10 protein-coding genes are annotated in these 12,365 nt (G+C 69.8%); 7 read left to right on the plus strand and 3 right to left on the minus strand.

The window, feature by feature from the left end:
• Positions 1–148 precede the first annotated feature (148 nt).
• The 4 genes from IWX63_RS12810 (at position 149) to IWX63_RS12825 (ending at position 4,343) form a co-directional block, all read left to right on the plus strand.
• On the plus strand, positions 149–559 hold the full coding sequence (locus IWX63_RS12810; protein ID WP_334685853.1) for an ArsR/SmtB family transcription factor: 411 nt from the start codon (positions 149–151) through the stop codon (positions 557–559).
• A complete protein-coding gene (locus IWX63_RS12815) occupies positions 556–2,265 on the plus strand; it encodes a SulP family inorganic anion transporter (RefSeq protein ID WP_199278556.1) in 1,710 nt (569 codons plus the stop codon). The genes IWX63_RS12810 and IWX63_RS12815 overlap by 4 nt, the downstream gene beginning before the upstream one ends.
• The gene (locus tag IWX63_RS12820; protein ID WP_199278557.1) at positions 2,262–3,044 is read left to right on the plus strand and encodes a class I SAM-dependent methyltransferase; all 783 of its coding nucleotides are present in this window, start codon (positions 2,262–2,264) and stop codon (positions 3,042–3,044) included. The genes IWX63_RS12815 and IWX63_RS12820 overlap by 4 nt, the downstream gene beginning before the upstream one ends.
• 78 nt (positions 3,045–3,122) lie before the next feature.
• Complete coding sequence (locus tag IWX63_RS12825; RefSeq protein ID WP_199278558.1) at positions 3,123–4,343, plus strand: NADP-dependent isocitrate dehydrogenase; 1,221 nt, start codon at positions 3,123–3,125, stop codon at positions 4,341–4,343.
• A gap of 37 nt (positions 4,344–4,380) precedes the next feature.
• Here the strand turns inward: IWX63_RS12825 and IWX63_RS12830 are convergent, their stop codons facing one another.
• From IWX63_RS12830 to IWX63_RS12840, 3 genes are all read right to left on the minus strand, one after another.
• Positions 4,381–5,049: a polysaccharide deacetylase family protein gene (locus IWX63_RS12830; protein ID WP_334685854.1), complete on the minus strand. Its 669-nt coding sequence runs from the start codon at positions 5,047–5,049 to the stop codon at positions 4,381–4,383.
• 699 nt (positions 5,050–5,748) lie between these two features.
• Positions 5,749–7,878 (minus strand): acyl-CoA dehydrogenase family protein, encoded by a 2,130-nt coding sequence (locus IWX63_RS12835; protein ID WP_199278559.1) that lies wholly within the window; start codon positions 7,876–7,878, stop codon positions 5,749–5,751.
• Positions 7,875–8,681 carry a TetR/AcrR family transcriptional regulator gene (locus tag IWX63_RS12840; RefSeq protein ID WP_334685855.1) on the minus strand — a complete coding sequence of 269 codons (807 nt, stop codon included), beginning with the start codon at positions 8,679–8,681 and terminating at the stop codon, positions 7,875–7,877. The genes IWX63_RS12835 and IWX63_RS12840 overlap by 4 nt, the downstream gene beginning before the upstream one ends.
• Before the next feature lie 64 nt (positions 8,682–8,745).
• Between IWX63_RS12840 and IWX63_RS12845 the strand changes: the two genes are divergently transcribed.
• Genes IWX63_RS12845 through IWX63_RS12855 form a run of 3 tightly spaced genes read left to right on the plus strand, consistent with a single transcriptional unit; the run spans position 8,746 to position 12,343 of the window.
• On the plus strand, positions 8,746–10,059 hold the full coding sequence (locus tag IWX63_RS12845; protein WP_199278560.1) for an acetyl-CoA C-acetyltransferase: 1,314 nt from the start codon (positions 8,746–8,748) through the stop codon (positions 10,057–10,059).
• Positions 10,060–10,061: 2 nt separating this feature from the next.
• Positions 10,062–11,438, plus strand: coding sequence for a 3-oxoacyl-ACP reductase (locus IWX63_RS12850; RefSeq protein ID WP_199278561.1), 1,377 nt, complete (start codon positions 10,062–10,064; stop codon positions 11,436–11,438).
• The gene (locus tag IWX63_RS12855) at positions 11,435–12,343 is read left to right on the plus strand and encodes a MaoC family dehydratase (RefSeq protein WP_199278562.1); all 909 of its coding nucleotides are present in this window, start codon (positions 11,435–11,437) and stop codon (positions 12,341–12,343) included. The genes IWX63_RS12850 and IWX63_RS12855 overlap by 4 nt, the downstream gene beginning before the upstream one ends.
• The last annotated feature ends 22 nt before the right edge of the window (positions 12,344–12,365 follow it).

Genomic DNA, 12,365 nt, shown 5'->3' on the forward strand with positions numbered 1-12,365 from the left:
CCTCGTCTCCCATCTCCTCGGGCATGTCACCGGCTGACACCCGCCCCCGGCTGACACGCCGGCGTCGTCGCCTGATCCGGGCTTCCGCATCGTCGCGGACGTTGATATGATGAATACATCATTCAATCAAGTAACGGAGGGTCCGACGTTGTCAGACCAGAAGCCGGGCACCCAGGACTTCGCAGATTTCCGCGCGCCCCTCTATGAGGTGAAGGCGAACCTCTTCAAGGGGCTGGCGCACCCTGTCCGGATCCGCGTGCTGGAGTTGCTGTCTGCAGCACCGGAGGTCTCGGTGTCGGACCTGCTGCTGGCGACGGGCCTTGAGGCATCCCATCTGTCGCAGCATCTGTCGGTACTGCGCCGGTATCACCTGGTGACGTCGGAGCGCCGAGGACTCCAGCAGTTCTACACCCTGGCCACGCCGCGGGTGGCGGAACTGCTGGCCGTCGCGCGGGGACTCCTCGAGGAGGTCCCGCACGCCACGAGGGAGAACCTGGAGTACTCGGCCCTGACCAGGGCGTCGATCATGACTCCGACGGGTGATGACCGCACTCCATGAGGGTGCTCTCGAACATCCGCCCCCTGCTGCCCGGGCTGCGTGACTATGCGCAGGCACCGCGGACCTGGAAGGGAGACCTGATCGCGGGTCTCACGGTGGGCATCGTCGCCCTGCCGCTGGCGCTGGCGTTCGGGGTCAGCTCCGGGGCCGGAGCTGCCAGTGGGCTGATCACCGCTGTGGTCGCGGGCCTGGTCGCGGCGGTGTTCGGCGGCTCCAATGTCCAGGTATCCGGGCCCACGGGCGCGATGGTCGTCGTGCTGGGCCCGGTGATCGCCGTTCACGGTCCGGGCGCGCTGGCCGTGGTGAGCGTGCTGGCCGGGCTGATGGTCGTGGTCGCAGGGATCCTGAAGCTGGGCCGGGTCGTGGCATTCCTCCCGTGGCCGGTGATCGAAGGATTCACCCTCGGCATCGCGGTCATCATCTTCCTGCAGCAGGTGCCCTCCGCGTTCGGCGTGGATCCCGGGCCCAGCAGCAATGCCGCGGTATCCGCGGTCCAGGCGCTCGGTACGACGTCGTTCGTCGGACTCCTCGCGCCCGTGGCTCTCGTCGCCGTCGTCGCACTGATCATGATCCTTGCTCCCAGGGTCCATCCCCAGATCCCCGGATCGATCATCGCCATCGTCGTGGCGAGCGTCGTGGCCGAGGTCGCCGACCTGCCGGTGGCCCGGATCGGGGCGCTGCCCGACTCCCTGCCGGCGCCGACCGCACCGGGCCTGACCTGGGACCTGATCCTCACCCTTGCCGGACCGGCTGCGACCATCGCCGCCCTGGCGGCCATCGAATCGCTGCTCTCGGCACGGGTCGCCGCCTCCATCTCGGACACCGGCCCCTATGACCCCGACCGTGAGCTGTTCGGCCAGGGCCTGGCGTCGGTGGCCTCCGGTTTCTTCGGCGGGATGCCCGCCACGGGCGCCATCGCGCGCACCGCGGTGAATGTCCGTTCGGGAGGGCGGACCCGACTTGCAGCCATCACGCACGCCCTGGTCCTGCTCGCGGTCGTCTACCTCGCCACCGGTCCGGTCTCGCGCATTCCCCTGGCAGCGCTGGCGGGCGTACTGATGGTCACCGCGGCACGCATGGTGTCCGTTAACACCCTGCGCAGCGTCATCGGCTCGACCCGCGCCGACACCGTGGTGTTCTTCGTGACAGCGGTGATCACCGTGTCCCTGGACCTGATCCAGGCGGTGGAGATCGGCATCGTGATGGCCGCCTTCTTCGCCCTGCGCAATCTGGTGAGATCCAGCGGAGTCCACCGGGAAGCCATCCCGGGGCCGGCCCAGGACGGAGACGCCCACATAGCCGTCTTCCGCCTCGACGGGGCCCTGTTCTTCGCCGCCGCGGAACGGGTGCTGGAGCGGGTCAACGAGATCCGCGACGTGGACGTCGTGATCATCCGCATGTCCCAGCTGCAGGCGCTGGATGCGACCGGCGCCCGGGTCATCACGGACATCGTCACCGCCCTCGAGCGCCGCGGCATCACCGTGCTGATCAAGGGTATCCAGGACCGCCACCTCCGCCTCGTCACCCGAGTCGGGGTGCTCGAGTCCCTGCGCCACCACAAGCACCTGTTCGCCGAGCTGGACCCGGCGGTGGAGCACGCCCGCAGCCATGTCGCCCGCAGCCGTGCCGCGCGGATCACGGCCCTCCCCGGCCAGGACCCCTCAGCGTTCACCCGCTCGGAACCGCACCCGGGATCGCCGTCATGACCGCCACCGGGAGCACGCAGCCCGCGTGGAAGAACCCGGGGACACGACGTGTGGTCCCTGGACCCAGCGTGGAGGCCTGGGACCGCTGGTACCGGGAGGTCGACGCCGGGTGGGCCCCGGCCAGTCCCCGTGTCATCAGGGAACTCGAGAAGCTCCCGCCCGGACGCGCGCTGGACCTCGGCTGCGGGGACGGCCGGCACGCGGTGTGGCTCGCCGGAAGGAACTGGCGGGTGGAGGCACTGGACTTCTCGGAGGAGGCGCTGCGCATAGGGCGCGAACGGGCCTCCGCCGAAGGCATCAGCGACGACCTCACGTGGACGAACGCCGACGCCCGTGACGCCGCTCCTGAACCGGAGAGCCTGGACCTGATCCTGGCCGCCTTCCTGGATGTCCCCGCACCCTCCATGGAACACGTCATCGCCCGGGCGGTGGCAGGCCTGGTCCCGGGCGGCCGGTTCCTGCTGGTCGGACATGAGACGCCACCGGGCCCGGCCGGCGCAGGGGCGCCCCGGGAGGACGCGGCGATGGTCAGCGCCAGAAGCGCCTGCCGATGGCTGTCCGAGGCCGGGCTCCTGATCGAGTCCTTCGGTACGTATCCCCGAGTCGTCCCCGGAGAGAGCTGGCCGGCCATCGATCACATCGTCGTGGGGCGAGCACCTGACGGATCCCCGCGGCCTCCCGCGACGAGCACGCACGGCCCCGAGCGCGATCGGAGAATCCCGTCGGGCACGCCCACCACGCCAGGACTGCAGCCGACCGGTCGACGCACGAGCCGGTAGCAGCAGCCGGTGAGGCACCGGCCCCGCCGCTCGGCAGGCCGGCCCGCCCACCATCACATCTACGCCAGAGGACACAGCATGAGTGAGAAGATCAGGGTCGTCGGCCCCATCGTGGAGCTCGACGGCGACGAGATGACCCGCATCATCTGGCAGTTCATCAAGGACCGCCTGATCCTCCCGTACCTGGACGTCGACCTGCTGTACTTCGACCTGTCGATCCAGAATCGCGACGCGACGGAGGACCAGGTCACCATCGACGCAGCCAACGCCATCAAAGAGCACAATGTGGGCGTCAAATGCGCCACCATCACCCCGGACGAGGCCCGCGTCGAGGAATTCGGCCTGAAGAGCATGTGGGCCTCCCCGAACGGGACCATCCGCAACATCCTGGGCGGGGTCGTCTTCCGTGAGCCGATCATCATCTCCACCATTCCCCGCCTCGTTCCCGGCTGGAACAAGCCGATCATCATCGGTCACCATGCGTTCGGCGACCAATATCGCGCCACCAACTTCAAGGTCCCCGGCCCTGGCACCCTGACGATGACCTTCGTCCCCTCCGACGGCGGCGAGGAGATCCGGCAGACAGTCGTCACCTACCCGGACGGGGGAGGGGTGGCCATGGGGATGTACAACTTCAACGACTCGATCCGCGACTTCGCGCGTGCCTCCTTCGCCTACGGGCTGCAACGCGACTATCCGGTGTACCTCTCGACCAAGAACACGATCCTGAAGGCCTATGACGGCCAGTTCAAGGACCTCTTCCAGGAGATATTCGACACCGAGTTCAAGGACCTCTTCGACGCCGCCGGCCTCACGTACGAACACCGCCTGATCGACGACATGGTCGCCTCGGCGATGAAATGGGAAGGCGGCTACGTCTGGGCGTGCAAGAACTACGACGGCGACGTCCAGTCGGACATCGTCGCCCAGGGGTGCGGTTCACTGGGTCTCATGACCTCCGTCCTGGTGACCCCGGACGGCACCACCGTGGAAGCCGAGGCTGCACACGGTACCGTGACCCGCCATTACCGCCGGCATCAGCAGGGCGAACCGACCTCCACCAACCCCATCGCGTCGATCTTCGCGTGGACCCGCGGCATCATGCATCGCGGGCAGCTGGATGACACCCCGGCCGTCATCGATTTCGCCGGCACCGTCGAGGACGTCGTCATCAGGACCGTCGAGGCGGGCCACATGACCAGGGACCTGGCACTGCTGGTGGGGCCCGACCAGGAATGGCTCACCACGGAGCAGTTCCTGGCCGTGGTGGCGGACAACCTCGCCGAGCGCCGGCGCTGACCGGGACCCGCCGCTAGGGTGCCCGATCCGAGCGCGCTCAGGACCGGAAGATGTCGTTGAGGGTGACCGTGGTCAGTCCGCGGTCGGTGATGAGCTGCTCGAGCTGGGGGAAGACCCGCGTGACCGGAAGGAAGTTCAGGTGTCCGATCACCACGTGGGCGGGCAGGAACCACTCACCGGCGAGACCGAGGATCTCCTGCTCCGGCCGGTGCTCCGAGTCGGCCAGCGACCCGTACCACATGGTGGGGGAGGTGTACCCGATGGAAGCGGCCGCCGCGTCCGTCCGCGCGTCCCGGTAGCCGTACGGGGGGCGGTAGTACGGGCGGGGGTCGACGCCGAAGGTGGAGACGATGAAGTCGTGGTTGCGTTGCAGCTCCGCGACGACGCCCGCATCGCTGAGGCTGGTGAGAGCGGCGTGGGACCACGTGTGGTTGCCGAGCTGAACCTGGCCGGAGGCTACCAGCGGTCGGAGCAGCTTCGCGTGCTCGGACCATCCCGGGTAGGAGCCGTTGAGGAAGAAGGTCAGGCGGGTGCCGCTCGTGCGGGCGAACTCGATGTAGAGCCGGACGACCTCGCTGTCCGAGCCGTCGTCGACCGTCCAGGCCAGAACCTGTTCCGAGGTAGGCAGCCCGGTGATCACCCCTGCCGGGAGCGGCACCTTCGTCACGGCAGGCGCCGTGGCCGGCGGGGTCGGGCTGGGTGCCATGGGCGACGGTATGGGTGGTGGTGAGGCGGACGTCGGAGGAGGCGGTGCTGCAGGGGCTGCTGGACCCATCGCCTCAGGAGGAAGACCCGATGCCCGGGAGCATGCGGCGAGGCCCAGGCCCACGCCTCCGGCGACGACCGCGCTGATGAATGTCCGGCGCTCCAAATGGCAACCCTTTCCCCCAGAAGAATCACGGAGCACGGTCGAGCCGGTACCCACGCTGAGATCTCACACTACTTGCCTGACGCTGTGCCGCCTGACGCTCAGGAATGATGAAGTGCATGGGAGAATTCATGCGCTCGGTGCTCACCACTCTTCGAGGCAGTCTTCCAGCGGACGGCCGCCTGGTGGCGATCGACGGCGTCGACGGCAGTGGGAAGACCTCCTTCACCGCCGACCTCGTCGACGGGATCCACGATCGGCCCACGATCGTCGTCCACGCTCCGGCGGATGCACCGGTATGTCGGCGGTCAGCGCGTTTATCTCGACACCGTACGACCCTGGGAACGGGCCACGGTCATCGTGGACAACCAGGATTTCACCGCCCCGGGGATCATTCCCGCCGACGCTGTCTCAGCGCTCCGATGACGCGAACGGTGAGGACCCCCGGCGGTGCGCAGAGCTCCTGAGCTCCACCCCACCCGGAGGTCCCCATGGTTCACGCGGCCCGTCCGCCCATCACATGGGGGCACAGAGCCCCTACCCCGCAGCGGGCGCCGGCGCCGCCTTCCGCGCCTTCCTCAGCTTCTTCTCGCGGGCCCCGCGGGCCAGCAGCGTCTTCTCGTCGATCGGCGCGTCCCCGCTGGCCCGGCGCCGGCGCATGTACTCGGCGGCCTCCTCCTGCCGCTCCTGCTCCGCACCGCTCGCGATCGCAGAGCGCAGGTGCTCCTGGCCGTAGCCGAACGCCTCCACGAGGTCGAGGGAGTGGGGGCGGATCTTCGCCAGCAGGCGGTTGATGTAGCTGTCGAGGGTACGGGCACGCTGCGCCGAGAGGCGTCCGTTCATGAGGAACCACGCCAGGTCCTTCTCGATCAGGCACAGGCCGAACAGATCGCGCAGGCGTGTGAGGACCTGACGCGTGCCCGGATCGGTGATCCTGTGGAGGCCGCGTGTGAACGCCTCCCACTGCAGCAGCTCCGCGTGGGCGTGGGCCACCTCGATGAGCTCGTTCTGGTGCTCGTTGAAGAGCGCGGCGGCTCGCTCCTGCGACATGCCCTTCGCCCCCCGCAGGGCGGCGGCGAGATCGACGACCCGGGACTGCACGCGATCGGTCAGCAGATCGCGCTGGGTCTCCTCGTCGCGTAGCGCGAGGGCCGACTTCTTGCCCGAGCCCGTGTCTGCGAGGGTCTGGGCGACACGGCGCAGGCCCGAGCGGTGCAGCGTCCTGCCGGCGACCTGGGACACCGCGTAGCGGGCCAGGACACCGAAGTCCACGCCCTTGAACTCCTTGGCGTAGTCCGTCAGGAGTCGCTTGGCGACGAGCTGCAGCAGGACGTTGTTGTCGCCCTCGAAGGTCACGTACACATCGAGGTCCGCGCGGAGCGACGTGAAACGGTTCTCCACCAGGAAGCCCTGGCCGCCGGTCGCCTCACGGCATTCCTGCAGGGTGTCGAGTGCCAGCCAGGTACTCAGGGGCTTGAACGCGGCGGCGAGGGTCTCGAGGTCCTGGCGGTCCTCGTCGGTGTCGTGTTCGCCGGAGAAGACGCCGTCGAACTTCTCGAGGAGCTCCTCGTGTGCGAAGGACGCGGCGTAGGTGGCGGCCAGGCGAGGCAGGAGCCTGCGCTGATGCCGCTGATAGTCCATCAGCACCTCTTCCTTGAGGTTCGAGGATGCGTTGAACTGGCGGCGCTGCGTCGAGTAGGTGATCGCGGCCGTGAGGGCGAGCTTGCTCGCAGCCACCGCCGCGCCGTCGAGCGAGACGCGGCCCTGCACCAGGGTTCCGAGCATCGTGAAGAAGCGGCGCCCCGGGGATGCGATGGGAGAGGTGTAGGTGCCGTCCTGGGCCACGTCGCCGTAGCGGTTCAGCAGGTTGGTCCGGGGGATCCGGACGTCGGTGAAGTGCAGGCGGCCGTTGTCGATGCCGTTGAGGCCGCCCTTGATGCCGTCGTCCTCTCCTCCCACGCCGGGCTTGAAGGAGCCGTCCTCGGTGCGCAGTTCCACGTAGAAACCGTGGACGCCGTGGCTGACGCCGTTGGTGACGAGCTGGGCGAACACGACGGCGGCCCGGCCGTCGATGGCGCCATTGCCGATGTAGTCCTTCCAGGCAGCGCGGAAAGGCGTATCGATGACGAACTCGTCGGTGGAGGGGTCGAACGTGGCGGTGGTGGCGATGCTCGCGACGTCGCTGCCGTGGCCCGTCTCGGTCATGGCGAAGCAGCCGGGGATCCGCATGTCCATGATGCCCGGGAGCCATGCCTCATGATGCTTCTCGGTACCGAGGTGCATGACCGCGGAGCCGAAGAGGCCCCACTGCACGCCCGCCTTGATCTGCAGCGACGGATCTGCGACCACGAGTTCCTCGAAGCCCGCGACGTTCCCGCCGTGGTCGTCGTTGCCGCCGAGCGCCTTGGGGAATGCCCGGTGGACGGCCTGCTGCTCCACGAGGTAGTGGAGCTGGTCCAGGCAGCGCAGCCGGTGATCGGTGTGGGTGAGGCCCTCGATCTTCTGCACTTCGGGGCGGCCGGCGAGTTCACGCGCCGTGCGGCGGATGTGCGCCCACCGGCCGAGGAGCAGCTCGCCGAGCTCGGCGGTGTCCACGGTGGCGTGCTCGTCGTCCCTGATGTCGGCCGTGGCGGGGATCTGCTGCGGCCGGGTGATGGTCTGGGTCATGGCGTGTCCTTCGCGCGTTGGCGGGTTGGGGGATGGGGGGCTGCCGGTGGCACGAGTGCCTCGTAGCGGCTGATGCCGTCGAAGAGCCAGCCGGTGATGTGCCGGGCCATCTGCTCCTCGGTCGGTTTGTCGGGGGAGTCGGGGGATGAGAGCCAGTGCTCGCCGGCCGCCCGGACCATGCCGATCGCAGCCGCGGGCCAGTACTCCGGCGCGGCGTCGTCGGGCGCCGAGGGACGGTCGGGGGAGAGCAGGTAGCCGCGCATGGGACGCGCGATCATGTCGGTGACCGCGGCGAGGAAGTGCGCGAGGGTGTCCTGGCCGTCGTCGGCCGCCGTGGAGGATGGTGTGGACGCCGCCGTGGAGGCGCGCGTAGGCGTCGCCGAGGATTCGGCGATACCGACCCGGGTGACGAAGGCGTAGACATTGGGCGAGGTCTGCGCCATCTGCAGGTAGGCGAGCACCATCGCGTACAGGCCCTCCCGGGGAGTGGACGCGGCCTTCGCGGCGTCGAGCACCTTCTGCTGCATCTGGCCGATGACCACCTCCGCCATCGCCCGCTGCAGGCCGGTCTTGTCCCCGAAGTAGCGGTAGTACACGGACTTCGAGGTCTCCCCGGCCGCGGCGATGTCCTCCATGGAGGCCCCGGGGCCGAGGGCGTCGACGGCCCACCGTGCGGTCTTGATCAGCTGCCGCCGTCGCTCGGCCCTGTGCCCCTCCCATCGGCTGGACCTGCCGTCCTGTACGGGAGCCAGGCCGCCGGCGGTCTTCACGGAGGCGCTCTTCAGGGCATGGGCAAGCTTCATGATACCCAGCGTATCAGGTACGCTAGGTATCGGTAATCCACCCTCTCGCACCAGGAGCTCTTCCATGGCAGATCAGGCCGGGGCGCACAACGCCGCCCTCCCACCCCGCGCGGCAGTCGTCATCGGCGGCAACCGCATCCCCTTCGCCCGCTCCGGCGGTGCCTACGCCTACTCGTCCAACAAGGACATGCTCATCGCCGCACTCGACGGCCTCGTGGCGCGCTTCGGCCTGCAGGGTGAGCGCATCGGCGAGGTCGCTGCCGGCGCGGTGCTGAAGCACTCCCGGGACTTCAACCTCACGAGGGAGGCCGTCCTCGGCTCGGCGCTGTCCCCCGAGACGCCTGCATACGACCTGCAGCAGGCCTGCGCCACGGGCCTCGAGACCGTCGTCGGCCTCTCGAACAAGATCAAGCTCGGCCAGATCGACTCCGGCATCGCCGGCGGCGTCGATTCCGCCTCGGACGCCCCGATCGCCGTCAGCGAGGGTCTCCGCCGCGTGCTGCTCGACCTCTCGCGCGCCAAGACCACGCAGCAGAAGATCAAGGCCCTCGGCACGCTCCGCCCGAAGGACCTCTCACCCAACGCCCCGACCACGGGCGAACCACGCACGGGCCTGTCCATGGGGGAGCACCAGGCACTCACCACCGCGGCCTGGGAGATCACACGCGAGGCGCAGGACGAACTCGCCTACCGCAGCCACCACAATCTCGCGGCCGCCTACGACCGCGGGTTCTTCGCGGACCTCATGACGCCGTACCGCGGCCTGACGAAGGACGCCAACCTCCGGGCGGACACGTCGCTGGAGAAGCTGGCGACCCTGAAGCCCGTCTTCGGGAAGGGCCTCGACACCCCGGCCACCATGACCGCCGGCAACTCCACCCCGCTCACGGACGGCGCCGCCGTCGTCCTGCTCGGCAGCGAGGACTACGCCAGGGCCAACAACCTCCCGATGCTCGCCACCATCGTCGACGCCGAAGCGGCGGCAGTGGACTTCGTCACCGGCGAGGAGGGCCTGCTGATGGCCCCCGTCCACGCCCTGCCCCGCCTGCTGCAGCGCAACGGCCTCACCTTCGACGACTTCGACTTCTTCGAGATTCACGAGGCCTTCGCCGGGACAGTCCTCAGCTCGCTCGCGGCATGGGAGGACGCCGACTACTGCAAGCGCGTCCTCGGGCTCGACGGCGCCCTGGGCAGCGTCGACCGCGCGAAGCTCAACGTCAACGGGTCCTCCCTCGCGGCCGGCCACCCGTTCGCGGCCACGGGCGGGCGAATCGTCGCCTCGCTCGCCAAGACCCTCTCCGAGAAGGGCGGGCGCGGCCTCATCTCCGTCTGCGCCGCCGGCGGCCAGGGCGTCGTCGCGATCCTCGAGGCGAGGTAGGCATGGCCGACAACTACCTGGACCTCGTGAACACCCCGCTGCCCGGGAAGATCGCGAAGGCCCTCGGCCTGCCGCGTCCCTCCGTCCTGCGCCGCTACGCCCCAGGGGAATCCATCGCATCGAAGCCGGTGCTCGTCACCGGATCGGGTCCCGGGGCGGAGGCGCTCGCCGACGTCCTGCTCGGCTGGGACGTGGAGGTGCGGCGCCACGTGCTGCCGGGCGAGAAGCTCAGCGCCGCCGTCGTCGTCCTCGACCGGGCGGCCTCGCCCACAGACCTCGCGGCGCCCATGCTCGAGCTCGGGCAGGCCGCCAGGGTGCTGGTGCCGGGCGGTCGCGTGGTGGCGGTCTTCCGCTCCTCCGCGGACACCACGGACCCCGCAGCTGCGGCGGCACGCCAGGGCGTCGAGGGCGCCATCCGGTCCGTCGCCCATGAACTGCGCGGCGGCGCCACGGCCAACGGCATCATCCTGCGCGGGGATGCGACGACGACCGATGCCACCACACTCGGGACCCTCCGGTTCTTCCTCTCCGGCAGGAGCGCGTACGTGGACGGCCAGTTCATCGAGGTGTCGGGAACGCCTGCGGAGAGCGTCACCGGTCTCGCCGCCGCCACGACGGCGCTGGGGGAGGGCGTGCCCGACCAGCCGCTGGCGGGCAAGACCGCCGTGGTCACCGGAGCGGCGCGTGGCATCGGAGCGAAGATCGCCGAGGTCCTCGCCCGGGACGGAGCCCGCGTGGTCGCGGTCGACGTACCGGCTGCCGGCGAGCAGCTCGCGCAGGTCGCGAACCGGGTGGGCGGGACCGCCCTGCAGATCGATATCACCGCACCCGACGCGGCGGACCGGATCCTCGAGCACGTCGGGGGGCGCTACGGAACCCTCGACATCGTGGTGCACAACGCCGGCATCACGCGGGACAAGCTGCTGGCCAACATGGACGTCCCCCGGTGGGATGCGGTCATCGCCGTGAACATCGAGTCCCAGCTGCGCATGAACGAGCAACTCCTCGCCTCGGCGGTCTTCTCCACGACGGGGCGCATCATCAGCCTCGCCTCGACGAGCGGGATCGCCGGCAACCGCGGGCAGAGCAACTACGCGGCGTCGAAGGCCGGCGTGATCGGCATGGTCCGGGCGCAGGCCGCCTCCTTCGACGGCGCCGGCCGGACCATCAACGCCGTCGCCCCCGGCTTCATCGAGACGGACATGACGGCGAAGATTCCGCCCCTCACCCGCCAGGTGGCCCGCAGGCTGAGCAGCCTGCAGCAGGGCGGGCTCCCCGGGGACGTGGCCGAGGCGATCGCCTTCCTCGCCTCCGACGCCGCGGCGGGCATCAACGGACAGGTCCTCCGGGTGTGCGGGCAGAACCTGGTGGGTGAATGAGCGGGACACCCCGCCAGGAGGTGACGCTGCCCGGCGTGCCGGCCCTGCCGGAGCTCTACCGCCAGGCCCTCGTGCTGGCTGCCCGGCGGAGGGTGCGGCGGGCGGCCGTCCCGCTCGACGTCCCCGTCGTGCAGCACCGCGTCGACGGCGTCCGCGTGGCTCTCGGCTCCCTCACCCGGTTCCAGGAGGTGCTCGGGTCCGCGGCACGGGACGCGGTGCCCTCGGCCTACGTCCACACGCTCGCGTTCCCGGTGGCCATGAGCGTCCTCGCCCGGCCTGATTTCCCGCTACCCCTGCTCGGCATGGTGCACCTCAGCAACGAGGTGCACCAGGAGCGCCGGCTCGACGCGTCGGAGACGCTCGACGTCGTAGCCCGGGCGGAGCACCTGCGGCCTCATCCCGCCGGGACGCAGGTCGACGTCGTCATCGACGTGCATGTGGGAGACGAGCGCGTATGGACCGGCCGATCGGTCTACCTGGCGCGTGGTGTCCGGCTCGACAGTGCCGGCCCGGACGGGCGCAGGAACGAGGAGCGGCCGGCCTTCACCGCCCCCACGCCCACGGGTGTCTGGCGGCTCGCCGCGAACACGGGCCGGCGCTATGCCGCGATCTCGGGGGACTGGAACCCGATCCACCTCAGCGCGCTGAGCGCGAGGGCACTCGGGATGAAGGCGGCGATTGCGCACGGCATGTACCTCGCCGCCCGCATGGTGGACGAGGCCGTCCCCGCGCCGTCCGGAGCCCTGGACTGGCGCATCGATTTCGCCACGCCCGTGCTCCTGCCCGGGAGCGTGACGACGTCGTTCGCCCGGTCCGGCGACCACACCGGGCGCCGGACGGACGTGGTCGGGTGGTCCTCGACGCGTCGCCGCCCCCACTTCACGGGCTGGGTGCGCACGGAATAGTTGCATGCCGGCCGGGCCCTGT

The sequence above is a fragment of the Arthrobacter sp. CAN_A2 genome, from assembly GCF_015752045.1.
Taxonomy (GTDB): domain Bacteria; phylum Actinomycetota; class Actinomycetes; order Actinomycetales; family Micrococcaceae; genus Arthrobacter_D.